24 protein-coding genes are annotated in these 25918 nt (G+C 65.1%); 9 read left to right on the top strand and 15 right to left on the bottom strand.

The window, feature by feature from the left end; all coding sequences use genetic code 11:
- Position 1: 1 nt before the first annotated feature.
- Positions 2 to 946, bottom strand: coding sequence for a carbohydrate ABC transporter permease (locus V9L17_RS12230; RefSeq protein WP_337346078.1), 945 nt, complete (start codon positions 944 to 946; stop codon positions 2 to 4).
- Between the two features lie 3 nt (positions 947 to 949).
- Positions 950 to 2224 (bottom strand): ABC transporter substrate-binding protein, encoded by a 1275-nt coding sequence (locus tag V9L17_RS12225; RefSeq protein ID WP_337351614.1) that lies wholly within the window; start codon positions 2222 to 2224, stop codon positions 950 to 952.
- A 238-nt stretch (positions 2225 to 2462) separates the two neighbouring features.
- On the opposite strand from V9L17_RS12225, the gene V9L17_RS12220 reads away from it, so the two are divergent.
- From V9L17_RS12220 to V9L17_RS12205, 4 genes are all read left to right on the top strand, one after another.
- Positions 2463 to 2903: a VOC family protein gene (locus tag V9L17_RS12220; RefSeq protein ID WP_337351613.1), complete on the top strand. Its 441-nt coding sequence runs from the start codon at positions 2463 to 2465 to the stop codon at positions 2901 to 2903.
- Positions 2904 to 2924: 21 nt separating this feature from the next.
- On the top strand, positions 2925 to 3878 hold the full coding sequence (locus V9L17_RS12215; protein WP_337351612.1) for a 1,4-dihydroxy-2-naphthoyl-CoA synthase: 954 nt from the start codon (positions 2925 to 2927) through the stop codon (positions 3876 to 3878).
- Positions 3879 to 3890: 12 nt separating this feature from the next.
- A complete protein-coding gene (locus V9L17_RS12210; RefSeq protein ID WP_337351611.1) occupies positions 3891 to 5099 on the top strand; it encodes an AMP-binding protein in 1209 nt (402 codons plus the stop codon).
- 80 nt (positions 5100 to 5179) lie between these two features.
- Complete coding sequence (locus V9L17_RS12205; protein WP_337346073.1) at positions 5180 to 6061, top strand: 1,4-dihydroxy-2-naphthoate polyprenyltransferase; 882 nt, start codon at positions 5180 to 5182, stop codon at positions 6059 to 6061.
- Here V9L17_RS12205 and V9L17_RS12200 read toward each other — a convergent pair.
- Entirely contained in the window at positions 6058 to 6411 is a 354-nt protein-coding gene (locus tag V9L17_RS12200) for a DUF4229 domain-containing protein (RefSeq protein WP_337351610.1), read from the bottom strand. The genes V9L17_RS12205 and V9L17_RS12200 overlap by 4 nt on opposite strands.
- A gap of 60 nt (positions 6412 to 6471) precedes the next feature.
- Between V9L17_RS12200 and V9L17_RS12195 the strand changes: the two genes are divergently transcribed.
- Entirely contained in the window at positions 6472 to 6936 is a 465-nt protein-coding gene (locus V9L17_RS12195; RefSeq protein WP_337351609.1) for a PLD nuclease N-terminal domain-containing protein, read from the top strand.
- A 200-nt stretch (positions 6937 to 7136) separates the two neighbouring features.
- Positions 7137 to 7643 (top strand): hypothetical protein, encoded by a 507-nt coding sequence (locus V9L17_RS12190; protein WP_337351608.1) that lies wholly within the window; start codon positions 7137 to 7139, stop codon positions 7641 to 7643.
- An 18-nt stretch (positions 7644 to 7661) separates the two neighbouring features.
- Here V9L17_RS12190 and V9L17_RS12185 read toward each other — a convergent pair whose 3' ends face one another.
- The 10 genes from V9L17_RS12185 to V9L17_RS12140 all read right to left on the bottom strand — a co-directional run bounded on the left by V9L17_RS12185 (position 7662) and on the right by V9L17_RS12140 (position 22041).
- Positions 7662 to 9140: a dynamin family protein gene (locus V9L17_RS12185; RefSeq protein ID WP_337351607.1), complete on the bottom strand. Its 1479-nt coding sequence runs from the start codon at positions 9138 to 9140 to the stop codon at positions 7662 to 7664.
- On the bottom strand, positions 9140 to 11170 hold the full coding sequence (locus V9L17_RS12180; protein WP_337351774.1) for a dynamin family protein: 2031 nt from the start codon (positions 11168 to 11170) through the stop codon (positions 9140 to 9142). Before V9L17_RS12180 ends, V9L17_RS12185 begins: the two co-directional genes overlap by 1 nt.
- Positions 11171 to 11311: 141 nt before the next feature.
- Complete coding sequence (locus V9L17_RS12175; protein ID WP_337351606.1) at positions 11312 to 12484, bottom strand: IniB N-terminal domain-containing protein; 1173 nt, start codon at positions 12482 to 12484, stop codon at positions 11312 to 11314.
- Positions 12485 to 12648: 164 nt separating this feature from the next.
- Entirely contained in the window at positions 12649 to 14634 is a 1986-nt protein-coding gene (locus V9L17_RS12170) for a LuxR C-terminal-related transcriptional regulator (RefSeq protein WP_337351605.1), read from the bottom strand.
- 174 nt (positions 14635 to 14808) lie between these two features.
- Positions 14809 to 16890, bottom strand: coding sequence for an Hsp70 family protein (locus V9L17_RS12165; protein ID WP_337351604.1), 2082 nt, complete (start codon positions 16888 to 16890; stop codon positions 14809 to 14811).
- Between the two features lie 156 nt (positions 16891 to 17046).
- Positions 17047 to 18162: a c-type cytochrome biogenesis protein CcsB gene (ccsB, locus tag V9L17_RS12160; RefSeq protein ID WP_337351603.1), complete on the bottom strand. Its 1116-nt coding sequence runs from the start codon at positions 18160 to 18162 to the stop codon at positions 17047 to 17049.
- Positions 18162 to 19931, bottom strand: a complete 1770-nt coding sequence (gene resB, locus V9L17_RS12155; protein ID WP_337351602.1) for a cytochrome c biogenesis protein ResB — start codon at positions 19929 to 19931, stop codon at positions 18162 to 18164. Before resB ends, ccsB begins: the two co-directional genes overlap by 1 nt.
- Positions 19931 to 20686, bottom strand: coding sequence for a cytochrome c biogenesis CcdA family protein (locus V9L17_RS12150; protein WP_337346063.1), 756 nt, complete (start codon positions 20684 to 20686; stop codon positions 19931 to 19933). The genes resB and V9L17_RS12150 overlap by 1 nt, the downstream gene beginning before the upstream one ends.
- A 15-nt stretch (positions 20687 to 20701) precedes the next feature.
- The gene (locus V9L17_RS12145; protein WP_337346282.1) at positions 20702 to 21280 is read right to left on the bottom strand and encodes a TlpA family protein disulfide reductase; all 579 of its coding nucleotides are present in this window, start codon (positions 21278 to 21280) and stop codon (positions 20702 to 20704) included.
- An 80-nt stretch (positions 21281 to 21360) separates the two neighbouring features.
- The gene (locus V9L17_RS12140) at positions 21361 to 22041 is read right to left on the bottom strand and encodes a histidine phosphatase family protein (RefSeq protein ID WP_337351601.1); all 681 of its coding nucleotides are present in this window, start codon (positions 22039 to 22041) and stop codon (positions 21361 to 21363) included.
- A 202-nt stretch (positions 22042 to 22243) separates the two neighbouring features.
- On the opposite strand from V9L17_RS12140, the gene V9L17_RS12135 reads away from it, so the two are divergent.
- From V9L17_RS12135 to V9L17_RS12125, 3 genes are all read left to right on the top strand, one after another.
- Complete coding sequence (locus V9L17_RS12135; RefSeq protein ID WP_337351600.1) at positions 22244 to 22792, top strand: YceI family protein; 549 nt, start codon at positions 22244 to 22246, stop codon at positions 22790 to 22792.
- 217 nt (positions 22793 to 23009) lie between these two features.
- Complete coding sequence (locus V9L17_RS12130; RefSeq protein WP_337351599.1) at positions 23010 to 23687, top strand: hypothetical protein; 678 nt, start codon at positions 23010 to 23012, stop codon at positions 23685 to 23687.
- Positions 23688 to 23918: 231 nt separating this feature from the next.
- Positions 23919 to 24764: a Yip1 family protein gene (locus V9L17_RS12125; protein WP_337346059.1), complete on the top strand. Its 846-nt coding sequence runs from the start codon at positions 23919 to 23921 to the stop codon at positions 24762 to 24764.
- Between the two features lie 86 nt (positions 24765 to 24850).
- On the opposite strand, the gene V9L17_RS12120 is transcribed toward V9L17_RS12125, so the two are convergent.
- Together V9L17_RS12120 and V9L17_RS12115 are read right to left on the bottom strand one after the other, a co-directional pair.
- Complete coding sequence (locus V9L17_RS12120; protein WP_337351598.1) at positions 24851 to 25570, bottom strand: redox-sensing transcriptional repressor Rex; 720 nt, start codon at positions 25568 to 25570, stop codon at positions 24851 to 24853.
- Positions 25571 to 25658: 88 nt separating this feature from the next.
- On the bottom strand, positions 25659 to 25913 hold the full coding sequence (locus V9L17_RS12115; protein ID WP_337351597.1) for a glutaredoxin family protein: 255 nt from the start codon (positions 25911 to 25913) through the stop codon (positions 25659 to 25661).
- Positions 25914 to 25918 lie beyond the last annotated feature (5 nt).

Genomic DNA, 25918 nt, shown 5'->3' with positions numbered 1-25918 from the left:
GTCAGCCCTTCTTCTTGTTGAAGCGCAACTGGATGAGCGCAATGGCCAGCAGGACCACCATCAGCACCATGGACGCGGCACTGGCGTAGCCCACCTTGGACTGCTCAAAGCCGGTCTTGTAGATGTACTGGACGATCAGCGTGTTCTCCGTGCCCGGCCCGCCGTTGGTCAGCGCCTGGATCATTGCGAATTCCTTCATGGCATGGATGGTGGAGAGCAGGATGACCATGAACGACGTCGGCGCGATGCCTGGCAGCGTGACATGCCGGAACCTTTGCCATGCATTGGCCCCGTCCAGTTCGGCTGCCTCCAGCAGCGCTTCTGGAATATTCTTCAGCGCCGCGATGAACAACAGCATGTTGAAGGCTGTGCCGCCCCAGGCGGAAGCGAAGATCACCACCGTCAGGGCCAGGTTGCCGTTACTGGACCACTGCACCGGGGCTCCGCCCAGCGTCGAGATCACAAAGTTCACGAAGCCGAAGTCCTGGCCGAACATCCACTTCCAGATGACACCCACCACGATCGGGGAGATCAGCCAGGGAAGGAAGATGATCACCTTCGCGGCAGTCCGTCCCCTGGTTGCCTTACTGACCAACAGCGCCGCAATGCCCAGCGATGATACGTAGACCAGCGGCACCGAAAACAGTGTGTACAGGAAGGTACGGCTCAGGGCGGCATAGAACGTGCTGTCCGCAAAGAGCTTCTGGAAGTTGGCCAGGCCGATGAAGTTCAGCCTGCCCACGCCGCGGTAATCCGTGAAGGAGTAGATCAGCCCGAGGGCACCGGGCCAGACGAAGAACACCAGGAACAGCACCACGTTGACGCCGATCAGCACCAGGGGTGCGATGACATAGCGGTTGTGGCGCCTCAGCTGGGACTTGCTCCGCACGGCGCCCGTGCCGGGCGTCCCCGGCGTCACCGTGGAGCTCAATGTTGGATTAGCCACCGATCAGGCACCGTTGTAGAGCTTCACGATGTTCTCCACCGTGGTCTTGGCATCCTGGCTGCCGCCGAGCATCTTGACGGTTTCCTCACGCAGCGGATCGCCTGAGAACGGGGTCTCGGCATAGGCCTCGGCCACGACGCGTTTGATGGCGTTGTCGCCCTTGGCCTCGTTGCCGGCGATCTGCTTCTGGTACAGCTCGAACGAGGCCTGCTGGAACGGGTATTCGACCTTGAGGTCCGACTTGACGGGCAGGTAACCGCCGAGCTTGGCGAACTCGGTGTAGTTGGCGTCGTCATAGAACCACTCGATGAACTTCTTGGCTTCCTCGTCCGCGCCGGTGTCCTTGAACGCGATCATGAAGCCGCCGCCTAGGTTGGTGGCGTTGGCTTCCTTCTTGGGCAGCGGCACGGACATCCACTCGAAGTCCTTGATGTTCTTGTTGAAGTCGGCAACCTGCCAGCTGCCGGAGTAATACGCAGCAACCTGGCCGCTCTTGAACATGGCGTTGCCGTCTTCGCCGCTGAGCCACACGGACTTGGGCATGGTCTTGTCGTCGTTGATCTTCTGGAAATACTCGAGTGTCTCCACGGCTTCGTCGTCCCAGGCGTACTTGTCGCCTTCCTTGGCGAAGGCAGTGCTGCCGAACTCGTACATCATGGCGCGCAGGCGGTGGCCGGAGCGGTCCATGACCACGCCGTACTTGGCGCCGGCCTTCTCGCGGACCTCGTTGACGGCTGCAACGAACTCATCCCAGGTCCAGGCTTCCTCGATGGCAGTGGGGAACGCCACGCCGGCCTTTTCGAAGAGGCTCTTGTTCACGAACAGACCCACGGCCGTGAGGTCGGACGGGATGGCCGGGATGGTGCCGTCCGGGGCTTCCTGCAGGAACTTTTGGTCGATGTTCCGCGACTTTGCGATGTCCGCGAGGTCCTGGAGCTGGTTGACCCACAACGGATCGAGGCCTGTGACGCGCGCCAGGGCCGGCAGGTCGTTCGCGGTGGCGGCGTTCTTGAGCTTGGTGGTGATGTCCGCTGTGGGAACGTCCACCACCTCGATGGTGATGCCGGTGGCTTCCTTGTACTTGGCGGCGGCTGCGGCAAACGCCCCGCCCTGGTTGGTGTCACCGGAAAGGACCAGCTGAAGGGTTTTTGCTCCGCCTTCAGTTGAACCGCCGCCGCCCCCACAAGCGGAAAGGCCGACGGCGAGGGCTGAGAGGCCGAAGGCCGTCAATCCGAACTGCCTGCGGCTGATGCTGGAGATTCTTGTCTGCTCTGACAATGCTCTGTCCTGTCTCTGACGATGCGTTCCGTGCCTGCGGGGCATGGCTGGAAGGTGTTGGCTGCGGACTCGATGGCCGCCTTGCCCACGTTTCGGAAAAGCCTTTCCTAACCCAACTGTGATCCATGTCATGACAATCTGTCAAGATAACGTGCGCACATTTTCCAACGATGCAGAAGCGATGCAGAGGGTGCGCCTCCCCCTACCAGCCCGCCTGCCGCCGTCGTAGGTTGGAGGCATGGGACTGAACATTCAGATTGTCACGGATTGCAAGAACCCTCACGCCCTTGCGGACTGGTGGGCCGAGACCCTTGACTGGGCAGTGGAGCCGCAGGACGAAGGCTTCATCTGCTCCATGATTGACCAGGGATTCGCCACCGAGGACCAGACCCTGATCCACAAAGGCAAACTCGTCTGGCGGGACGGCTGCGCCATCCGCCCGCCCGAGGAACTCGACGCATCCAAACCGGAACGGCGCCTCCTGTTCCAGACGGCACCGGAGGAAAAAACAGTCAAGAACCGGGTGCACTGGGACGTGGACCTGGACGGCCGGGATAAGGACGAGGCCCGGAAGGCACTCGAGGCCCGGGGAGCGACGTTCCTCTGGAGCGCCAGCCAGGGTCCCCACTCCTGGCACACCATGGCGGACCCGGAAGGGAACGAGTTCTGCATCAGCTGAGCCGATTACTAGACTTGTTCGGTGAGCAACCAATTCCCCGCCAAGGTGTCCGACGTTTTCGATCCTTCCCGCTGGCGCACCGTGTCCGGCTTTGACGACTTCCAGGACATGACGTACCACCGCCAGGTGGAGCGGGCTGCAGACGGCTCCGTCACCAGGGACTTGCCCACCGTCCGGATCGCCTTCAACAGGCCGGAAGTCCGCAACGCCTTCCGCCCCGGCACCGTGGACGAGCTCTACCGCGCGATGGACCACGCCCGGATGACCCCGGACGTGGCCACAGTCCTGCTCACCGGCAACGGCCCGTCCCCCAAGGACGGCGGGCACTCGTTCTGTTCCGGCGGGGACCAACGGATCAGGGGCCGGGACGGGTACCGCTATGCCGACGGCGAGACGCAGGAAACCATCGATCCCGCCCGCGCCGGACGCCTCCATATCCTGGAAGTCCAGCGCCTGATGCGCACCATGCCCAAAGTGGTCATCGCGGTGGTCAACGGCTGGGCGGCAGGCGGCGGCCACTCCCTCCACGTCGTCTCCGACCTCACCATCGCCTCCCGCCAGCACGGCAAGTTCAAGCAGACCGATGCCACTGTGGGCAGTTTCGACGCCGGCTACGGCTCGGCGCTGCTGGCCCGCCAGATCGGCCAGAAAACCGCCCGCGAAATCTTCTTCCTGGCCCGCGAATATACCGCCGACGACATGGTCCGGATGGGCGCGGTCAATGAAGCCGTGGACCACGAACGGCTCGAGGAAGTGGCCTTGGAGTACGCCGCGGATATCGCCCGGCAGTCCCCGCAGGCCATCCGCATGCTCAAGTTCGCGTTCAACCTTGCTGATGACGGACTGGCCGGCCAGCAGGTCTTCGCGGGGGAAGCCACGCGCCTGGCGTACATGACGGACGAAGCTGTGGAGGGCAAAGAGGCGTTCCTGGAAAAACGCGACCCCGACTGGTCCCGTTTCCCGCACTACTTCTAAGGCAGGACCTCCATGAACATCGGACCCATGAATATCGGCCCCATAGACATCGACCCAGCCCTCAAGGCGCTGGCCGCAGCCCTCCACGGCGAGGGCCCCGCCGTCGAGCTTTCGGTGAGCGACGACGGCGGCCTGGTGGTGGGCCATGTGGAGACCCCTGGCTGCGACGACGCCGTGGTAGTGGTCCGCACCTCCGGCTCCACCGGGACCCCCAAAGCCACTATCCTCACGGTGGAGGCCCTGGCTGCTTCCTCCATGGCCACCGCCTTCGCGCTCAAGGGCGAGGGCCAGTGGCTCCTCGCCCTGCCCGTGCAGTACGTGGCCGGCGTGCAGGTGCTGGTTCGCTCGCTGTTCGCCGGCACCCGCCCCTGGGTCATGGACATGTCGCATGGATTCACCCCGGAGGCCTTTACCGCGGCAGCCCTGGAACTGACCGACAAACTCCGGTACACCTCCCTGGTGCCCACCCAGCTCCAGCGGCTCCTGGAGGACCCGTCGCCGGAAACCTTGGCGGCGCTGCGGCGCTTCAACGGCATCCTGCTCGGCGGCGCGCCGGCGTCGGCCAAACTCCTGGACGCGGCACGCGAGGCCGGCGTCCGGGTGTTCACCACTTACGGCTCCGCGGAAACCTCCGGGGGCTGCATCTACGACGGCTATCCACTGGAAGGTTCTGCGGTCCGGATCGCCGAAGACGGCCACATCCTGCTGGGCGGTGACACCATTGCCGCCGGATACCTGGATGCCCCCGAACAAAGCGCGGATGTTTTCTTCGAGGAGGACGGCGTCCGCTGGTACCGCACCAGCGACCTCGGAAGCCTCGATGCCGACGGTCGGCTCACCATCCTGGGCCGTGCCGATGACGTGATCATCACCGGCGGCGTCAAGGTCTCCGCCGCGCATGTGCAGGAAGAACTGGAAAAGTCCGACGGCGTCACGGCGGCTTTTGTGGCCGGCGTACCGTCCGCGGAGTGGGGCCAGGCCGTGGCCGCCTATGTGGCCCTCTCGCCGGGATTTGCGGCTGGTATCCCGGCCGCAGCGGGTGGCGATGCTGCGCCCGGCGGGGATCCCGCCGTCGTGCTTGAACAGGAATGGCACCGGACGCTGGGACTCCTCGCCCCGAAAACCGTGTTCACTGCGCCGGAGCTGCTGATGCTGCCCAACGGCAAACCGGACCGCCTGGCCATGACCGGCCGGCTCAACTCCCTGCACCAGGGAAAGTAAAGTAGACCTGCACCGGCCGGAGCTTTGCGGCAGGTGCGTCACCGTTTTGCCAAACCCCGACCCAACACGAGGTACTTACCGTGGCCACAGCCGCACAATGGATCCAAGGCGCTCGACTCCGCACCCTGCCGGCGGCCATCGCGCCAGTGCTGATCGGTACAGCCGCAGCCTTTGAAATGGATTCGTTCCTCATCTTCAACGCGATCCTTGCCGCGCTGGTGGCGTTACTCCTGCAGATCGGCGTCAACTACGCCAACGACTACTCGGACGGCATCCGTGGCACGGATGAGGACCGTGTGGGCCCGCTGCGCCTGGTGGGCTCCGGTGCTGCACGCCCCGAACACGTCAAGTACGCGGCCTTCGGCGCCTTCGCAGCCGCCATGGTGGTTGGCCTGGTGCTGGTGGTGATCACCCAGAGCTGGTGGCTGATCCTGGTGGGGCTGGGCTGCGTGATGGCCGCCTGGGGCTACACGGGCGGCAAGAACCCTTACGGTTACATGGGCCTGGGCGATGTCTTTGTGTTCGTTTTCTTTGGCCTGGTGGCCACACTGGGAACCACGTACACGCAGGCCGGACAAATCAACCTCGCGTCCATCATCGGCGCCATCGGCACCGGGCTCATCGCCTGTGCCCTGCTGATGGCCAACAACGTCCGGGACATCCCCACTGACATCCAGGCCGGGAAAAAGACGCTGGCGGTCCGCCTGGGTGACAAGCATGCCCGCGAAAGCTATGTCCTGATGCTCGCCGTCGCCATCCTGCTGGTGATCATCCTGGCCCCGGGCCGCCCATGGATGCTGATCGTCCTGCTGCTCATCCCCGCCTGCCTGATGCCCGCCTGGCTGATGATCAACGGACGCAAGCGCAAGAGCCTCATCCCGGTGCTGAAGCAGACCGGCCTGATCAACCTCGGCTACAGCCTGCTGTTCTCACTGGGACTGGTGCTCAGCCACGGGTTCTAGCTGTTCTGGCCCTTGATTTCTGAGGGCTTGGATTCTGCTGCTGTGCCGCCGGACGGCTTGGCGCCGGTGCGAATGGTGAGGTCCGGATTGGCGTCCACCAGGGTGTCCTCTGCCCGGGCGTCGTCAACCTCGCCGGCGGTGCGCAGGGGCTTGGCCTTGCCCGAGAACCTGCGGCGCATCGCTTCAGTCGCTTGGTCGCGCTGGTCCTGGAAGAACAGGTAGCTGACCGCGAAGGCAATGCCTGCAGCGCAGATGACGGACATCACCGCGCCGAGGCCCAGGAAAAGGAACAGCACAAAGAGCGGCGCGAAGAGCGCCAGCCGGATCAGGGAATATTTCAGGAAAGCCACCTTCCAAGTTTAGCCGCCCTCCCTGAACGCCCGCCCCGTCCGGACGATAGACTTAATGCCATGCTCTTCCGTGTGGTTCTCGCCGTCGCAGTACTTGCCATCTTTGTTTATGGCCTGGTGGACGTGATCCGCACTGACGGACGCCTCACCCGGGGCATCTCCAAACCCGCCTGGATCGTCGTGATGATTGTCCTGCCGGTACTGGGGGCCATTTTGTGGCTCCTGATTGGCCGTCCCCGGGGCAATCCCCCCGTCCGGCAGAGCTACAGTCACCCCACCGCTCCCGACGACGACCCCGACTTCCTCCGCAACCTCGAAGTCCGCCGCCGCAACCAGGCGGAGGCTGCGCGCCTGAAAAAGCTCAAGGATGACCTGGAAGCGAAGGGGCAGGCCGACGGCGGGGCCTCCGGCGCCGGTCCGGACACCGGCGGCCACGGGCCCACTGGCACGGGAACCGTGAACGGCGGGGCCGGCGATGCCAGCAGCGGGGATGCGGACACGCACGATACCGACGACCGGAAGTAATCCCGATGGCTCATGACCCCGACGGAGAACAGCAACTGCGGGCCACCAGGCCCGCACCCCCGTCAGGTGAGCCATCTGCTTCCCCCGTTCCTTCCTGGCCTGCCCCTACCCCTGCCCCTGCCCCTACCCCTGCCCAGCCTGAGGCTAGCCGTGCCTCTTCCCGGCCTTCCGGCCCTCCGGCGCCGCCGCCACGGCCAGGCTTGTCCTACGCCTCGCCTGCGCCCATTGTGGTGGCGCCACCGACACCCCGCTCCGTCCGTATGGCCCGGACGCTCTGGCTGTTTAGCTTCGTTGCCGGCTTCGCCGTCCTCGTCGGTTCATTCCTGACGCGAGATTCACACCTGGAACGGCTGCGGGCGGTAGTGGACGGGATGTCACCCGGCGGCGACACGGACGCCCTCAGTGCTGCTTCGGCCATTGTCTTCTGGGCCAGCATGGGCGCAATGTTGCTGATAATCCTCCTCGAAGCGGCCGGGCTGGCCATCGTCAATGGCCGGCAGGGCTGGGTCCGTTGGCTGATGATCCCGCTGCTGCTGGTCCATGTGGGCGCAGCGCTGGTGGCGGCGGCGTTCCTGGTTCCCGACGGCGATGGCGGCAGCTACGTCTGGCTGCTGTGGGGAGCCCAGCTACTGATGGCATTCGCGGGCTTGGTTCTGCTCTTTACGCCCGCCAGCAATGCCTGGCTCCGATCCCGGAAGCAGGAATAGGTTCCTGCCAACAGGGGCCTAGCTCAGCTGCAGGGCCGCGCTTTCGGCAACGATACCCTCGCAGCTGCGCATCACCACACGGCAGACTTCCTGCCCCGAACGGTCAGTCAAAGGGTTCTCCGAGAGCACCCGCCAGCGTCGGAGGCACTCCCGGGCCTCAGCGGTGATCTCCTCAGGAGTGGCATCCGGTTCCAGGCCGAGTCGCAGGGCTGCCGCCGTGCCGGAGCCACCGGTCAGCCTCTCAGCTTCGAGGGCCCAGTCAGGGCCGAGTGAAGATCCGGCGGTCCGCAGGGTGGCGAGCAACCGCAACTCGCGGAACTCATGGGCATTTACCTGAAGCCGTTCCAGTACTGCCAACAAATGTCCCGAGCCCTCACGCGGCGACGCACGAAGCAGGGATTCCACACCCACCAGTGCTGTCCGCGCCTTCAGGGCGTCGGCCCGGGCGTGGAACTGGCAGGCCAGCATGGCCAGCAGCGGGTCAAGCCCGCTGCGCCTGGCAAGTTCGTGGGCCAAGGGGGTGGGGTCGGTGAAGCCGGCCCGGATCAGCACCACGCCCAGGCGGATCCCGAAAAGTCCGAACCTCTCCAGCAATGATGCCCTGGCATCAGCAGTGAGGCCCTCAGGCACCCCGGCCCGCAGGAACCTGTCAGCCGAGAGCAACAGTTTCTCCCGGGCCGCGCGGTCCAGGCCTGCTAGCAGGGCCAGGGATTCAAAGTCTGCCTGGCGCATGGTCCGGGCACTCTGTGCCAGGAGCCCCGCCACCGGGACCACCCCCAATGCCAGCTTCCGCAGGCTGTGGTCCCGGCGATACCGCTCCGCGATATCCCCGGCAGAGAGCAATGAGTCGATCCTTCCCGCGCCGATCTCGTCCGCCCGGGACAGGACTGCCACGGCGTTGACGGTGCCGGACCGTCCGGCCTCGGTATCGCGGAATGATTCCAGGAACCGGAGGTCGGAGGCATGCATATGCCGCATAAGGTATATGACGGCGTCAGCTTGGGAGGCTGATTCCGCGGGGCTGAGGAAGCTGGCGGACCTGGCGGAAACGTCCGTGGACAAGGAAGCAATGCCCGGAGTGTCTATCAGCGTCACGTTCCGGAGGCTCTCGGAGGGCCATTCCACTACCAGCTTCTCCACGTCTTCCGCGCGCTCCGTGCCGAGGAACACCAGACGCCCGTCCACGCGCTTGAGTGGCAGCGTGCGCGGCTCACCCGCCATCGGGTAGAGCGTGATGCGGGGCGTATGCCCGTACCGGTACCACGTCACAATGCGTGTGCATTCACCGGTATCGGTGGGCGCAATCTCTTCGCCAATGATGGCGTTGAGCAGGGTGGACTTGCCCGCCTTCACCATTCCTGCCACGGCCACCCGGAGAGGCTCGGCAAGCCTCGCGGAGTAGCCTTCCAAAGCTGCCGTCGCAGTGGCGTCATCCCGGTAGACCGTGAGGGCCTCCTGGATCAGCTCTGACACTCCCCTGCTGGTTGCCTCCCTCATCAGCCAGCCGCCAGCGCGTGCGGGCTCTGCCCGCTCCCGAAGCGATGGCCGCCCGCGTCACGGCCGTCGTGGGTTCCGTCCGGATGGTCAGCCCCTGGCCCAGGGCCGGCGGGCTGTGGATTGGCGGCCGGCCCTGTCATGGGCTTCGCGGTTGCCTTCGCCACAGCTTCGGCCCCTGACAACTCGGCCGCCACCGATTCTGCGATACGGTGCAGGGCGTCAACGCGCTTAAGCTCTGCCTGGATGTCCCGGATCCGCATCTCCTTTTCCAGCTTGTAGGTGGTGGCGGCTTTCTGCGCCGCCGCCACGGAGTCGGAGAGCGAACGGTGATGTTCCTCGGCGATTTCGGTGAAGTGGTCGCGGGTAGAGCGCTGTACCAGCCGGAGCCGGTCCTTGAGCTGCTTGCCCACCTGAAACACGACGTCGTCCAACTGCCGGCGAACCAGGGCCTTGGCTTCCGTCTGCCTCCTCTTGAGCCTTGCTTCCTTGTCTTCCCGGTAAGCCTTGCGCCCCAACAGCAGTCCGGCCCCGACAGAGAGCGGATTAATCAGGGCCATCCCGAACAAGCCGGTGAGCAGACCAAACATCAGGACGCCGCCGTACGATCCCCGCATCCCGATCAGCACCTTCTGCATCGGATTGATCTTCCCATCGTCCAGCCCGGGCATGTCATCGACGGGATCCAGGGCGTCGCCCGTATCGGAAACGCGCAGGACGGGAAGAGCAACCTCGTCCTCGGAGAAATGCTCAGCAACCTGCGCAGCCAGCCACTGTGCGCGTTCGCTGGTCCAAACAAAAGTGTCCGAGATCGCGGCCGCGGCGCATTCCTCCAGCCACGTCGAAAACTGCGGCCACGTGGGACCAGGATCGCCCAGGTCAATGGCAGCCTCAGCCTCACGCTGGATCCGCCGCAGCCGGTCCCGGAGGTCGTATTCCATGTCTGCGATGAGGTCGCCGATGCCGTCGTTGAGCGTGATCTGCCACCGGGCGGAACGCTTTCGGAGTTCGTCGGCTTCGAGTTTGGCGGCCTCCAGCCCCGCAATCATCTGTGGGGTCCCTTCCGGGTTCTGCAGCGCGGCCAGTTCCGACTGAAGTGACAGGCGAAGATTTTCGGTCACGGAAAGCAAGTCCTGGCTGACGGCACGGCGCTGGATCCGTTCCGCCTTCCCCACGATTTCGTTCCGGAGGTGGCCGATCAGGCCGGGAAAACCCGATTCGGCGTTCAGTTCGGCGTCCTGCAGCCGGGCGGCTTCCAGGCGGAGATCTGAGGAAATAGGGAAAAGCGGGATGTCCACAGAGACCCGGGAAAGGTGGCCGCGGTCAAGCTCGGCAACCTTCCGCCATTCCGGGTACAGGTCAGTCTTGGACAGCACGCCCACAACGCTTGGCGTGATCCGCATGGCTTGCTTCAGAAACCTGATCTCAGGTTCTGTGTATTCCTGCGATGCGTCCGAAACCAGAAGCATGGCCTCTGCCGAGGGCAGCGCCGTAAGCGTGGTCAGTGTGTGCGTGGACCCCAGGCCGCCGACGCCCGGGGAGTCGACAACGGTGAGGCCCCCAGCCAGCACCTTGCGGGGCAGGAACACTTCGGCGGCCACGAGTTTCTTGGCGTTGCCGGGGTTTCCGCGCTCGGAAACGTAGGTGGCGAGATCAGCGATGTTTATGGGCTGCCGTTCAAGTGCAGTTTCGTCACCGGGCTCCGCATCCGCAGGGGGCAGGAGGATGGAGGCTGAGGCCGGATCACCGTGCCGGACCACCGTGGGTACGGAGGTAGCGATGTCGTCATCGACAGGGCAGACCGGAGCGTTGACCAGGGCGTTGATGAGTTTGCTTTTCCCCTGCTTGAATTCACCCACCACGATCACGCGGACATTCGGATCCTGCAGCCTGCGCAACGTCTGCTCCAGGCGTTTCCGCAGGTCGGCGCGGTCTCCGGCACTGACGAGCTCGATTCCCTGTTCCACGAGTTTTGTCAGTTGCGCCGCCGTAAGGGGCGTTGAGGGCCTTGCCGGTCCCGTCGACTTTGCCAGACCCCCGGGGCGTTGCGTTTCAACCACAGCCAGTCCTTTGCTTCAAGTCTCGAAAATAGGGACGTTGGGGTTGCCGCGAGAAGTGCCCGGCAGGCGTTCTGGGCCGCCTGCCGGGCACTCCCGGTACCCCGGGACCAGCCGTTAGAGGATGACTGTCGAATCGTCCTCGGCGCTGATATCGGCGTCGACCTCCACCTCGGTGTTGATTGAGTTGTCCTCCGTGAACTCAAGCTCGTTGTCGGCAACAACAATGTTGTCCTCGACGACGGTGGTCTCTGAGTTGTCGTTGAAGGAATCCTCGAGTTCGACCTCCACCTCGGTAGAGGTCTCGTTGAAGGAGTCGTCAATCTCAACATCCGTTTCGGTCTCGTTGAAGGAATCCTCAATCTCGACTTCAGTGGTTTCGGAGTTGTCGGTGTTGAACGAATCCTCCACCTCAACGTCAACGTCAGTGGAGTTGTCCTGGAAGGAGTCCTCGATCTCCACCGAGTTGTCCGTCGAGTGATCCGAGTTGTCGTTGAAGGAATCCTCAACGTCGATTTCAACGTCGGTCTCTGTCGAGTTGTCAGAGTTGTCGTTGTACGAATCGTTGATGGAGTTGTCCGAGTTGTCGTTGAAGGAATCCTCGACGTCCACGTCCAGGTCGGTGTTGAAGGAGTCCTCGATGTCCGTCTCCTTGTTGCCGATGTTGACGTCGCCGCCAGCCTTGATGGAGTTGTCGGTCGAGTTATCCGTGGAGTTGTCTGTGTTGTAGGAGTCCTCGATGTTGTTGGAGTCCTCAACGTCGGCGTCATCGCCGGCGGCAATGGCGCGGTCGCCGGAAGCCACAACCGAGTCGTTGTCGAACCACTGCTTGACGTCGCCGTCGGCCCAGATGTTCTGGTTTACGGACTGGTCGGTAATGGTGTCGCGGTCATCCACAGTCGACGTGTAGGAGTAGTTGTTGACTACATGATGCAGCTGCTGGACAGCATGTGCATGGTCGTCGTGGTCGTGGTGTCCGCCACCACCGTGTCCGCCGCTGTGGGGAGGCGGAGGAGTGTGGCCGCCACCGCCACCGCCACCGCCATGATGGCCGGTTGCCGCGCCGTTGCCGCCGGTGTTGTACTCCCGGTCGAACGAGGAATGGTTGAGGGTGATGGGAGCGTAGTCCAAAACAACCGGCATGGCCGCATCAACATCTGCAGAGCAGACGTGGCCCAGGCCGGCATCGTCCAGGGCCCGCTCAGGATCCTCCAGGAACTCCTGCGCTGCTTGCGGGTTTCCAAAAAGGCTCATCAGGAATTGGACGAGCTCGTTTGCGAGTGTAGGCATTGGATGGTCCTCAAATCTTCTCTGAGTTGTGGCTGGCTCGGCGTCGATACCGGGCTTGAATCAAACGTACGGTCCCACCCAAAGACCGGGCATCGGGTCACTTCCCCGTACCGTCGTACCCCCTGCTAGGGGATCGGCGGCAGTCCCGTTAGGGGTACTAGGGGCTACTCCCGCTGGGGGTTTTCCGGTCCCAGGGCAAGGCGCAGCCGAACCAACAGGTCGGAGCGGTTTTCGGCGCCGAGCCGGCGGCGCATCCGGGCTATGTGGTGCTCCGCGGTCCTCGGGGAGATGTAAATCGCCTCCCCGATTTCGCGGTAGGTCTTGCCTTCAAGGACCAGCCGTGCCACTTCCTTCTCGCGCTCACTCAGTCCTGAGCCGCCGTCAGGGGGCATGCTGTTGTTGTTCTCGGGGGCGGCAGTGCCGCGCGGCTCCGACGGTCCGGAGGCTCCCGTGCCGGCTGAACTGCCCTGCGGATGAAGGTCCCGGGCGCAGGACAACAACCGCACCATGTCCTTACGCTCGTCTGCCCGGGCAGCGGCGTGCCCGGCAAGCCGCGCACCCTCCCAGGGCATTCCGACGGCGTTCAGCCCGCGGGCCGCTGCTTCCACATCGGCGGCTTGGAAATTTGCCGCCAGGACCGAGACCCAGGCCTTTCCGGCTGCAGCCAGCACCCATGCGAGGTGGCTGTGGTCTGCTGCCCGAGCCAGTGCCGTGGCGTGCGGCGCGAGGTCTGCCGGGCTTTCGTTCAGCAGCGCGGCCTGGACGCCCGCCCAGTGCAACGGCACCGCCCACAGTGGAGGGTCGCCAAGTTCATGCAGCAGCGTCCATGCCTCGTCAAGGTAATGCGAGACACGCCTGGTCTCCCGCAGCCGTGCAGCCGTGATCATCAGTTCGCCCCAAGGCAGGAGGTTGTAGAGGTCCACGGACGTGTGCAGCATGGCCTCCCGTGCCCGTTCCCACGCCAGGACAAGGTCGTGCACTTCGCCGCTGCGGCGTGCAAGCCCCACTTCCAGGGCGGCGCACAGGAATTCATCCCGCGGGACCAGTGGCCAGTGGTTCGCTTTTGAGGCTTCGTTGATGGCCAGCCGGGCATCCTCCGGGTTGTCCTGCTGCATGGCCGACCATGCCTGGAGCAGGAACAGCCTGGGCTTGGCCGCATCGCCACCCTGGCCTGCGGCGGCCGCGGCGCGAACGATGGTTTCCGCCAGGTGCGGCTCGCCGCTGTGCAGGGCCACCAGGGCTGCAAGTGCACCGGGCGTATCCGGCAGCGGACTTGTCGCACCGGAGGCGTTCAGCATGTCTGAGGCGTGGATCAGCACCGGCAGCCCCTGATGGGGGTCCCCGGCCAGTGACTCCACAATGCCTTTCGCCGTTTGGGCCTGCGCCACAGCCAAAAGAGTGGGCGACGACGGCGAGGAACCGCCGGGGAACATTGATTCGGCTCCGGCGCGGTTGCCGCAGCCGATCATAGCGACGGCGGCGGCTGGGGCGGATGTACCCACGCGCGATGGGCCCAGCCAGGCGTAGACGTCCGCGCTGCGGCCCAGCATCCCCCGCTGCGCCCATACGGCAGCCGAGACGTCTACAGCGAGCAGGAGGTCGGGTGGGTCAGGGCATCCCAGCACGCCGTCGACAATGCGGGCTGCAGTATCCAGGTCCCCGGTGGCCGCTGCGGCGTGAGCCCGGCGGGCGGCGGTGGACAATTCGTCGGCGCCTGCCAACAACGCCTCGCCGTAGAGTTCCGCAGCCAGGCCTGGATTGTGTTCGAGTGCCTTGTTAGCGGCCTTTTCCAGCTCAGCCGCGACGCGGAGGTCAGCCAGTCCGCCGCGTGCCAGTTCGCGGGCAAAGTCGCCCAGCGGACGGCCTTCGGCAGCGAAGCATCCCACGAGTTCGCGCTGGAGCGCGTGGATCCGGGCAGTGGGTGTCAGGGTCAGGAGCGCGTGCTGAGCCGTTCCTACAACAGTGCCGTCCGGCAGGAGGAGCCCGGAGGCTTCGGCCTTGGCCACGAGGGAATCGAGGCTTTCGACGTCCCCGCCGCCCACCTTCCGCTCCAGCTCCGCCGGCAGCGGACCGGGAAGGGAAAATCCGACGGACAGTGCCAGGAGGAGTTCCCGGACTGCAGCGTTCTCACCGCGAAGCTGCTGTGCCATGTATTGGGGGCTGCCAGGCGCCAGCGCGTGCGGTTCGGTGCCGACGTGAGGCGTACCCGTCCCTTCAGGTCCCGCTCCGTCCGTGCCGTAGGTGTGAGGCGGCGCAACGTTTGTCTCGCTTGCGTGGCCGTGGAGGAGCTCCCTGGCTGACCGCTGATGATAGGCCACCATGCCTCAGACCGCCGGCTCAGTCGGAATCGGATCTTCCGCGGGCGGGTCCGTCGTTGGATCCGGCACCGGCGCAGGCGGATCCGTCGTTGGGTCCGGCACCGGCGCAGGCGGATCCGTCGTTGGGTCCGGCACCGGAGCAGGCGGATCCGTCGTTGGATCCGGCACCGGCGCAGGTGGATCCGTCGTTGGATCAGGCGCCGGCGGGTCGGTGGTCGGGTTAGGAACCGGGTCCGTGGTGGGGTCAGGATTCGTAGTCGGCGTTGTCCCGGCGGCCGCTCCGGAGCCGCTGGTTCCCTGCGTTGGATCGGACGTCGTACCGGTTGTTCCACCCATCACGGAACCTGCGGCCGCGCCTGCCGTTCCACCACTGTCCAGGTTTGGCGAGGATGCGCTGGTGGACGGCTTGCTGGTGGGCGATGCCGCTGCCTCGATCCCCTGCGTGCTTGCGGACTTACCACTGGTCTTCTTGGCGCTGGCCTCAATACCCCTCATCGGAGCCTGTCCGTCGCCCGTGGCATCCGCTGCGCCATCGCCTTGCGCACCGCCGCCAGTGCCGTCAGGCGCTGACGTGCCGGGGTCTGCGGCTGCGGCGCTGGAGTCCTTGGCTGCCTCCTGTGGCGCGAACATCGCCGTCAGGCTTCCCAGTCCCTCGGGGCTTTGCGCAGCAGTGGCGGTCAGGACCGTGAACAGCGCTGCAGCGGCAGCCACGGCAGTGAGCCGCACGGATGGCCGCGGACTATGCGGCCCGGAACTGGCCGCCGGACCATGGACTCCTGTGTGAGTGCCTGCATGTCCCCTGGCACCGACGCCGGCAGCAGCGGCGGCGGTGCCAGCCAAGGAGCCAAAAGCGGAGCCGGACTTCCGGGACCAGCTGGCACGGCTGCTGTCACCGTGCGGCTCAACGTTTGTCAGAGCTGTCAACGTCATGGCCGTCGTCGAGGAAGGAACCGTGCCAACGGCGGTGACTGCCTCGTCGGGTAGAACAGCGGCCGCAGCCGCCGCCTGCCGGGCGCGGACTGCTGCCACCGCGGCCCCCAGGCAAATGGAGGACTTGGGATCGGCGTCCACGGCGATGGGCCGGTCGAGCTGTTCCGAAATCAGCTGTGCCACCAGGGGAATACGCGAGGATCCGCCGATCAGCAGCACCGCGGTGAGGTCATCCGCCTCCAGGCCGAGCTCATCGAGGGAACGTTCCAAGGCGTCCACCGTCTGACGGATGGGTTCCTCGATCATGGCCTCCAACTCGGAGCGGACCAGCCGTACCTGCTGGTGGATGCCGGGCAGGAACACGGAAATGCTGGCCGCGCTGTCGGCCGAGAGCGCTTCCTTGGCTTCCACGCACTCACGGCGGAGCCGGGCCAGTGACGCCAGCGATGCGGGGTCGGCGGGGTCAAGGGCAGCTAAAGCCTCCCCGGTGTGCGCCGCGACGTGGCGCAGGACCGCTGCGTCGAAGTCGGCGCCGCCCAGGCCTTCGATCCCCTCAGGCCGGCCCAGGAACTCAAAGCGGTCGGCGTCGGCCTTCCTGAGGAGGGCCGTGTCAAAGGTGCCACCGCCCAGGTCGTAAACGGCGATGGTACTGCCATCCTCCACCCTGACTTGGGAGGCGTAATGAAGGGCCGCCGCTTCCGGTTCCGTTATCAGCGTGACACCGCGCAGTCCCCGGGCACTGAGGGCTTCCTGGATGATGGCGGTCCGGTGGCCGCCCCAGGCTGCCGGGTGCGACAGGATGATCTGCGACGGAGGCTCGCCCTCGCGTTCCGCGGCCCGGTCAACCACCCAGCCGGCCATGGTGGCGAAGACTTCCTCCGCCGGCAGGGACAGAGCCCCAACGGCGATCGGGACGTCGTCTCCGATCCGGCGTTTGAATTCCCTGACCACCCGGTCGGGGGAATCCAGCCCACGCCGCTCGGCGGCCTCCCCCACCAGGATGGGGCCTTCCTCGGGATAGTAGACCACCGATGGCACCGACGTTCCGCGGAGCCCCAACGGGAGGCTCTCCGGAACAGACGGAGCAATCAGGTCGATACGGGCAATGGCGGCGGCGGTGAAACTGGTCCCGACATCGATGGCGAGAACGTAGCTCATAAGTACCTCGGAAAAAACGCAGCAGGCCGTCCGCGAGCTTCATCACAGACGAGCTTCCACCAAGGTAGCACCACCAATTCAATGGCAAAACCCTTATTGATACACCGAATTTACTATCGACAGGCCAGCGTGGGAGCGGTTGGAAGAAACCCCTGTTCAGAGGCCTGAGTAGGAATGCAGCCCATTAAAGAATTGGTTCACGATGGTGAAGTTAAAAATCACGCACAGGTAGCCGACGATCGAGAGCCAGGCTGCGCGGGTCCCAGTCCAGCCCCGGGTGGCCCGGGCATGCAAGTAGCCGGCGTAGACCACCCAGATCACGAACGTCCATACTTCCTTGGTGTCCCAGCCCCAGAACCGGCCCCAGGCCTTCTCCGCCCAGATGGCCCCGAACATCAGCGTGAACGTCCAGCCGATGAAGGCGATGGCGTTGATCCGGTAGGAGAGGTTTTCCAGGCTCAGGGCCGAAGGCACCAGCCGCATGAAGCCCAGCTTGTCCGCGCCACCGGCAGCTACGGTCTTCTGCCGGTGCGCCTGCACCAACTGGAGGGCTGACATGGCGAACGTGAGCGTAAAAAGGGCCGAGGACAGCACTGCGATGGAGACGTGGATGATCAGCCAGTAGCTCTGCAGCGCCGGAACCAGGTGGCCCACGGGGGTGAAGTAAGCCACGGTGGCGGCCGTCAGCATGATGACGGCCAGGCCCACCACGAAGGTGCCCAGGAACCGCAGGTCGCGGTGGATCAGCACCAGCAGGAACACAGCCACGGCCACAAACGCACCGGTGGTCAGGAACTCGTACATATTGCCCCACGGCACGCGTCCCGCGCCCAGGGCACGGGTGATGACTGCGGCGCCGTGGATCAGCACTCCCAGGATGGTCAGGGCGACGGCGACCCGCGCCGGGGCGCGCCGTTCCGCGGCGTAGCGCATGTCGGCGTCGGCGGTCTGTCCCGCGCCGGAGGCACCCCCTGCCTGCCGGGCGGAGGCCGACGTCGGCCGCTCAGCCCTGCCAGCCGGCCCGGCGAGGTGCGACTCGGTCCTGTCAGCGCCCCTGTCAGCCCCGGCGCCGGCAGTGCCTACTCCTGCGCCAACAGGGATCTTCGGTGCCTGCTCCGCCTGGGCCGCCTTGAGGTCAACGGCGCGCAGCGCCTTGCTGCTCTTCGCCAGGTCCCAGGCGAAGGCGATGAAGGCAACGGTGTACGTGCCTGCAGCGAGCAGCATGAACAGCTCGCTGTACTGGCCCATGGTTTCGTTGATGGCGAAGGGCATTACTGGTCCTTTTTCGGCCCGACGGGGCCAGCTGGGGAGGTGAGCGAATCTGCGCCATTATGGTCCTGGCGGCTGGGAGTTTGCTGGGTGCGGGCGGAGTCAGCCGTGGCGTCCTCCGTAGCTCCAGCGGATGGTGGAAGCTTCCACTCCTCGGCGAGGAGCTTCCGGATGGCCGCGGCTTCAGCGGCCAGCCGGTGGTCTTCGCCGCGGGCAAGGAGGCCATACTCCACCATGGTCCGGCCGTCCTCGTGGGTCCCCGTGCGGACCCAGACCCGGCGGCGGTTGACATAGAGGGAAATGATGAGGCCTGCCACGGCAAGCAGCGCGAAGATGAGGGCGTAGAGCTGGCCGGGATTGTGGTGGATGTCCACGCCCACGTAGCGCTTCACGCCGTCGAAACTGATGCTTCCCTTGCCGTCCGGCAGGGTGTAGCTCATGCCCGGCGCCAGGGTGATGCCGCCGGCGTCCAGGTTGCGGGCGTTCAGCGGCGTCAGGTCCTTGACGTCCAGTTCGAAAACGTTTTGCGGCGCGCCGTCGTCCAGGCCCAGGTCCCCGTAGAACGAGTTCAGGGTCAACTGCGGGTTAATCAGTTCAGGGTCCCCGCTGAACGAGACGCCTTCCTCGGTTTTGAACGCCGTGGGCAGGAAGAAGCCGGCGAAGCCAAGCTGGTCCGGTTTGGCGTCAGGAACCTTGATCACGACCGACGAGTAATAGTTCTCACCCTGCAGCCTGCCCACTACTGGCCCTTGGAAGGCCACGTTGCCAGCACCGTCACGCACCGTGACCAACGGCGCGTAGCCGTTGCCTGTGAGGTAGATACTGGTACCGCCCAGGGTCACAGGGTCGTTGACTTTCAGGACCTCCTGCTTGGCCGGCGCATCCGGTGTTTCCTTGGTAGTGACATCCGCCGTGAAATCGATGGGCTGGCCGAACTTGCCCCTGGATTCGCGGTCGAACGTGACGGCGAACTTGTCCAGTTGGATGGAGTACGGCTGCAGTTGGCTGGACTGGAAGTTGGTGCCCGGGGTGAATTGGTCGTAACCCACCAGGGTGTTTACGAAGGTGTCACCCTCCACCAGGATGCGCTGGCCGCTGTAGCCGAACAGGCCGCCGACGGCCACGGAGACCAGGACGCCTATCAGCGAGGTGTGGAACACCAGGTTCCCCACTTCTTTCAGGAAGCCGCGCTCGGCCCCCAAAGACGGCCGCGCGCCGTCGTCGTCCCTCACCTCAACCCGGTAGCCGCGGTTCCTCAGCAGCCCGGCGGCGCTGCGGATGGCGTCCGACGCCGGGAGGCCGGCGTCGGCGGGAACCACCAGCGTGCCGTACTCGGGCAGGCGGGAGAGACGTTTGGGGGTCCGCGGCGGCTGGGAGCGCATGGCTTTGTAATGGGCGATGGCGCGTGGGACGACACAGCCGATCAGCGAGATGAACAGCAGGATGTAGATGGCTGAGAACCAGGCCGAGGAGTAGACATCGTAAAGCTGCAGGGTGTCCAGCAGCTTGCCGTAATCCGGGTTGTCCTTAATGTACTGCGTCACAATGGACGGGTTGGCAGGACGCTGCGGGAACAGCGAACCGGGCACCGCTGCCACCGCGAGCAGCAGGAGCAGGAACAGCGCCGTCTTCATGCTGGTCAGCTGCGTCCACGCCCAGCGCAGCATCCCCACGGGCCCGAGGACAGGCAGGGCTGCCTCGGCCTTGGCGGCGGCCACGGGGGCCGGGGACTGGGCCGGAGACAACTTGTTTGCTTTCACGCGCTCGCTCATCAGATCGGCAACTTCACATCGGTTTGGAACCAGTACTGGAGTTCGGTGACCCAGGTGCCCCAGACACCGCTGGCCATCAGCAGCCCCAGGACAATCAGGATTCCGCCGCCGGTGCGCTGGATGGCCAGCCGGTGCTTGCGGAAGAAGGACATCACGCCCATGCCGCGGCGAACCGCCAGGGCAATCAGCAGGAAGGGGATGCCCAGGCCCAGGCTGTACACAAAGGCCAGGAGGGCACCCTTGGCGGCGGAAGAACCGCCTGACAGGCTCAGGAGCTGCACGGCGGAGTAGGTAGGCCCGATGCACGGGGCCCAACCCAGCCCGAACGTGATCCCCAGCAAGGGCGCACCCCACAGGCCGGCCGGCGGCTTGGCATGGATTTTCGCATCACGCTGCAGCCAACCGAAACCGCCCATGAACACCACGCCCATGATGATCACCAGGACGCCCAGGAGCTGGGTGATCCACGCGTTCTGCGAGCCCGTGATCAGCGTGCCCAGCTGGCCAAAGGCACCGCCCAAAAGCACAAAAATCAGGGAGAACCCGAGAACGAAGAGCCCGATGCCCGCCAGCATCCGGCCGCGCTTCTGCTTTTGCAGGTCCACGCCGCTCAGTCCGGTGACGTAGCCCAGGTACCCCGGCACCAGGGGCAGGACGCAGGGCGAGAGGAAGGAGACCAGGCCGGCCAGCAGCGCCACGGGGATGGCAAGCAGGAGCGAGCCGTTCAGGATGGCTTCGGCGAAGGGGCTGTTCACGGTCCGGAGCCGCCGCTACTCTGCCACAGCAGCGGTAATGAGGGCTTTGAGGGTGCCCTTCTGGATTTCGCCCAGCACGCGCGAGGCCACCCGGCCCTGCTTGTCGAGGACCAGAGTGGTGGGGACTGCGCCGGGCGGGACCAGCCCGGAGACGGCCAGGAGAACGCCGCCGTTCTTGTCGTCGAAGCTGGGGTAGGTCAGGTTGAATGTTTTGTCGAAGGCCTCGGCGGTGGCTTTTTCATCACGGAGGTTGACGCCGAGGAACTGCACGCCCTGCTCCTTGAACTCCTGGTGCAGCTCCTCCAGGATGGGTGCCTCCACGCGGCAGGGTGCGCAGGCTGCAAACCAGAAGTTCAGGACCGTCACCTTGCCCTGGAAGTCGGCGGGGGTTACCGCGGTGCCTGTGAAGAGCGTGCCGTTGATGGCGACGGCGGCCTTGCGGTCGGCTGCGGCGAACTCGGTGACCGAACCGTCCCCGGCAACATAGTTCTTGTTGTCGCCTGCTTTGGCCTGCTTGGCCAAGGCATCCTCCTGCGCGCACGCCGACAGGCCCAGGGTCAGGGCGGTCAGGGCCGCGCCACCCGCGGCAAGCACAGCGCGGCGGGACGTTGCCAGGCCGGAGGCGGTCTGGCCGGAGGTGGCGCGGGTGTCCTGGGAACGGAAGGGTGCCACGGTCAGGCCCCCGGGGTGCTGGCGGCACCGGGAAGAAGTGCGGCAGCGGGCTCACTGTACACAACGCGCAGGAGGGAGCCGTCGTCGTCGAACACCAGGGAGGTGATGGACGTCAGCGTGCACTCGCGCTTGCGCGGATCATGCCACAGGGGACGTCCCTCGGCGCTGAGGCGGGTGGCCCAGATGGGAAGCTGGTGGCTGACCATGATGGCCTCGGGCCCATCGGATCCGTAGTCGTCACCGGCCAGCTCAATGGCGCGGAGCCTGGCATCCTGGACCGCAGCCCGGACACGGGCCGCCTGCGCCTTGTAGGGCTCTCCCCAGGACGGCCTGAGCGGGTTGACCAAATGCGGCCAGTGCTTGGGCTTGCGGAGCTCGGCCTTGGTGACCTTCATGCCCTCGAAGTAGTTCTCGGCCTCAATGATGCGCTCGTCCGTGTGGATTTCAAGGTGCAGTGCTTCGGCCGTGGGCACTGCTGTCTCCTGGGCCCTGGTCAGCGGAGACGCCGCGAGATAGACAATCCGTGCGCCAAGGGCCGCACGCTCGCTGAAGTGCGCGGCGAGCGTCTGTGCCATTTCCCGTCCCAGCTCTGAGAGGTGGAATTCGGGCAGCCTGCCGTACAGAACGCCGTCGGGATTATGGACCTCGCCGTGGCGGAGCAGATGGACAGTGGCTTGGGGCATGTTTACCAGTTTCTCAAAGATGGCGTGCTATCCGAAATCTTCTACATCCAGTAGAACTGAAGATTCTCAAAAAATGTTCCGGAAGTGGGAACAAAAGATGCAAATGCATGTTTATACTGAATGCAGCAGTTAGTTGAGACTTCAACAAATGAAGCGTCAACCATTCCCAGTACTACCCGACACACTCCCAAGGAGAAACACCATGTCACTTCCCGCAGACATCACCACCGGCACCTGGACCCTGGACAACTCACACAGCGAAATCGGCTTCACTGTCCGGCACGCAGGCATCAGCAAGGTCCGCGGCCAGTTCAAGGATGCCGCAGCAACCTTGGACCTGGCTGAGAACGTGGCGGACTCCAAGATCAGCGCCACCATCAAGACGGCCAGCTTCGACTCCGGCGATGTGAACCGCGACGGCCACGTCCGCGGCGAGGACTTCTTCGACGTGGAGAAGTTCCCGGAAATCTCCTTCGTTTCCAACGGCCTGGTGGCCAAGGGCAACACCTACGAGCTGACCGGCGACCTGACCATCAAAGGCGTCACCCGCCCGGTGGCCCTGGAAACAGAGTTCAACGGCGTGGCCGTGGACCCGTTCGGTAACACCCGCGCCGGCGTCTCCGCTGAGACCACCATCAGCCGCAAGGACTTCGGCCTGACCTGGAACGCCGTGCTGGAAGCCGGCGGCGTGCTGGTCAGCGACAAGGTTGCCATCAACCTGGAGCTCGCGTTCATCGCGCCCGCTGCATAATTTTGCCTGCTGCCGCCCGGCCGCCGGATCCACTGAGTGGTCCAGCTGCCGGGCGGTGGCGTTTAAACCGGCGTACCTGAGTGCCGCGGCTGTGGGGGATGCCCTGTGTCCGGCGTTCGTGCCCGTAGGTCTATCCTGTGGAAAACCCCTGCCGTTCCCTGCGATTTCGCCGCAAATCTCCTAGATAACAGGGAACCTGCGGTCTACAGTGAGAGCCATGACCAACCCTAGTGAAGTACCGCAGCCTGAGCAGCCGGGCGCCCAGCCGCCTGCCAGCAACGTTCCTCCCGCCGGTTACCAGCCGCCGCAGGGTTACCAGCCGCCACCACAGGGATACCAGGCCCCGGGCCAGGCCTACCAGCAGCCCGCTCAACCCGGCCAGCCCCACAGCCAGCCGGGCCAGCAGGGTGGCTTCCACTTCGAGATGCCGACTGACGGCCCCCGAAACTTCAACGATGTGCTGCCCACGGGCGGGTTCTCCGGCATGTTCAACGTCACAGGGCTGCCCACCGAACTCAAGGTGTCCTACTGGATCTGGCTCATCGGCGGCATTTTGGGCGTGTTGGGCGGCCTCCTGGGACTCTTCGGGGCGCTGGCACTGTTCACGGTTGCCCCCGCGGCGGCCATGTTGGTCCTCCTCCTGGTCCTGGTGGCACTGGCCATCGGTGTCGCCCAAATTATCCTCGCGCTGAAGATGAAGGAAGGCCGGGAGTGGGCCCGGCTGGCCCTCACCATCGTGGCCGGTGTCTCGCTGGTCCTCGCCATCATTGGCGGCAGCGTGGGCGATGGGATCGGCAACAACTGGCTCGGCTTCCTGATCAGCGCCGGGGCAACCGTTCTGATGTGGCTGCCCAACTCGCAGGCATGGTTCACCGCAGTCAAGGGCCGCGCCTGACCTGCCGGTTATGTTGTTTACTGAAGGCCGCGGCCGGCGTACCCGCCAGGCTGCGGCCTTCCCAGCGCTTCGCGCTCTCGCCGACTAAGGCGGAATGAAGCCGGAATACCTCTCCGGAATGACCCGCTACGGAGCCGCCCGGGGGTACGGTGGAAGTAAGCCTTGCTGGGGGTAGGGCCAGTGCACCGATCCCGGCAGCCGATCCGCACTTCGACCTGCAAAGGACCGCTCATGAGTACTCCCCCAGTCCAGCCTCCCAACGAGCCCGAATCCGGCGGCCAGCCCCCCACTCCGCGCTACGGCGAGAACGCACCGCAGTTTGGCCAGCCCACGCCCCCTGCCCCGCAGTACGGACAGAACGCTCCGCAGTACGGCCAAAACACCCCACAGTATGGCGAAACGGGCACACCGGCACCCCAGTACGGCCAAAACACCCCACAGTATGGCGAAACGGGCACACCGGCACCCCAGTACGGCCAGAACCCGCCGGCGTATGGTCAGAACCCGCCGCAGGCCCCGGCCTACGGCCAGCAGCCATTTGGCCAGCAGTACGGGCAGTCTCCGTACGCACAGTACCCGTCCGAACAGCCGGCGGCTACGAGCAGCAACGGAGTCCCCCAGCTGGTCAACATTTCCTTCTGGCTCCTGATCGCCTCGGGCGTTATTTACGTCATTAGCATGCTGATCGGCGTTGGCCAGCTGGATGACCCGCTGATGCGAAGCACCTTCGAAGATGCCATGCAAAGTGGCGGCGCCGGCGGCGAGATCCCCTACGAGGACATCAAGGGCGTTATTGCCGGCACTCTGGTGGTCTTCGCCATCATCGGAGCCGCGCTCTACGCATTGGTGGCTATCTTCATCCGCAAGGGCAAGAACTGGGCCCGGATCCTCGGAACCGTATTCGCGGCACTGTCCATCTTTGGGCTCTTCCAGGTGCCGAACATCGGAACACTGGGAACGCTGATGGGCATCGCAGCCATCGTCCTGCTGTACCTGCCGGCAGCGGCTCCGTACTTCCGCAAGCAGCAGCCGTTCGCCAACCCCTACGGCCAGCCGGGAAACCCCTACGGCCGCTAGCCTTACGGTCAACCGGAAGACATGCCGGCGCTGACCAACCATAGAAACCACACCCAGCGGGCGTGGATCCCGGAGCCGCAGGATTGCTAGGCGGTCTGGCCCGGGGTCTGCGCCCGCTGCGCGTGGTAGGCCAGGATCTGGAGTTCGGTGGCCATGTCCACCTTGCGGAGGTTTACGGTGTCGGGCACCTGGAGCATCACGGGCGCAAAGCTCAGGATGCTATGGACGCCGGCGGCGACGACGCGGTCACACACGTCCTGCGCCACTGCGGCGGGCAAAGCCAGAACCACCATGTTGGCGCCCGTCCGCTGCAGCACGGTTTCGAGGTCTGCAACGTCGCTGACCCGCAGCCAGCCCACCTCATTGCCCACCACCATCTGGTCGGCATCAAAGATGGCTACGACGTCGAAGCCCCGGGACTCAAAGCCGCCGTACCTGGCGAGCGCCTTGCCCAGGTTACCGGCGCCGACGATAGCCACTTTCCAGTCGTGGGTCAGCCCGAGGGCTGCAGCGATGTGGCGGCTGAGGTACTGGACTTCGTAGCCGACGCCCCGCGTGCCATAGGAGCCCACATGCGAGAGGTCCTTGCGCAACGTGGCGGAACTGACGCCGGACAATTCCGCCAGCGACTCCGAGGATACGCGCTCCACGCCTTCGGCCAGCAAGGTATTAAGCGCCCGAAGGTACAGGGTCAGCCTGGCCACGGCCGCCGGCGGAATCTGCTTGGCAGCGGTTTTGTCGTCCTGTACGCCCGGCGCAACCGAATCGCCTTGGACAGACTGGGGAGATGAATCCAGTGAAGTCACTATCCCCTCCCTTGCGTCGCGTTGTGACTCCACTCTAGAGCCCTGCGCTTGCTGCCAACAAAGCCTGAACCATGGCCCGGAACCAGCCCTACTCCGCCATGGCGCGCCGCAGGGCGCGCTCCAGCCGGGCTTCGTCGATCTTCCAGAAATCACGCTGGATGCCGTCCACGAGCACTACGGGGATTTCCTCGGCATAGCGGTCACGCAACTCGGGCAGTTGGTCCACGGGCTGTTCCGCCCACTCAAGCCCCAAGGAGGCTGTTACCCGCCCGACGGCGTCGCGCGCGTCCGCGCACAGGTGACAGTCGGCTTTGGTGATCAGGACAACCTGCGGTTTTGGCATGGTTT

This window comes from Pseudarthrobacter sp. CCNWLW207 (assembly GCF_037203945.1).
In the GTDB taxonomy this organism is placed as follows: Bacteria; Actinomycetota; Actinomycetes; order Actinomycetales; family Micrococcaceae; genus Arthrobacter.
This window is presented reverse-complemented; position numbering and strand designations above follow the sequence as displayed.

Coding starts and splice junctions, on each gene's coding strand:
- V9L17_RS12210 (WP_337351611.1), top strand. CDS start 3,891: ATGAACATCGGACCCATGAATATCGGCCCCATAGACATCGACCCAGCC.
- V9L17_RS12175 (WP_337351606.1), bottom strand. CDS start 12,484: ATGCCTACACTCGCAAACGAGCTCGTCCAATTCCTGATGAGCCTTTTT.
- V9L17_RS12140 (WP_337351601.1), bottom strand. CDS start 22,041: ATGCCCCAAGCCACTGTCCATCTGCTCCGCCACGGCGAGGTCCATAAT.
- V9L17_RS12135 (WP_337351600.1), top strand. CDS start 22,244: ATGTCACTTCCCGCAGACATCACCACCGGCACCTGGACCCTGGACAAC.
- ccsB (WP_337351603.1), bottom strand. CDS start 18,162: ATGCCCTTCGCCATCAACGAAACCATGGGCCAGTACAGCGAGCTGTTC.
- V9L17_RS12130 (WP_337351599.1), top strand. CDS start 23,010: ATGACCAACCCTAGTGAAGTACCGCAGCCTGAGCAGCCGGGCGCCCAG.
- V9L17_RS12165 (WP_337351604.1), bottom strand. CDS start 16,890: ATGAGCTACGTTCTCGCCATCGATGTCGGGACCAGTTTCACCGCCGCC.
- V9L17_RS12195 (WP_337351609.1), top strand. CDS start 6,472: ATGCTCTTCCGTGTGGTTCTCGCCGTCGCAGTACTTGCCATCTTTGTT.
- V9L17_RS12115 (WP_337351597.1), bottom strand. CDS start 25,913: ATGCCAAAACCGCAGGTTGTCCTGATCACCAAAGCCGACTGTCACCTG.
- resB (WP_337351602.1), bottom strand. CDS start 19,931: ATGAGCGAGCGCGTGAAAGCAAACAAGTTGTCTCCGGCCCAGTCCCCG.
- V9L17_RS12185 (WP_337351607.1), bottom strand. CDS start 9,140: ATGAGGGAGGCAACCAGCAGGGGAGTGTCAGAGCTGATCCAGGAGGCC.
- V9L17_RS12220 (WP_337351613.1), top strand. CDS start 2,463: ATGGGACTGAACATTCAGATTGTCACGGATTGCAAGAACCCTCACGCC.
- V9L17_RS12125 (WP_337346059.1), top strand. CDS start 23,919: ATGAGTACTCCCCCAGTCCAGCCTCCCAACGAGCCCGAATCCGGCGGC.
- V9L17_RS12170 (WP_337351605.1), bottom strand. CDS start 14,634: ATGGCACAGCAGCTTCGCGGTGAGAACGCTGCAGTCCGGGAACTCCTC.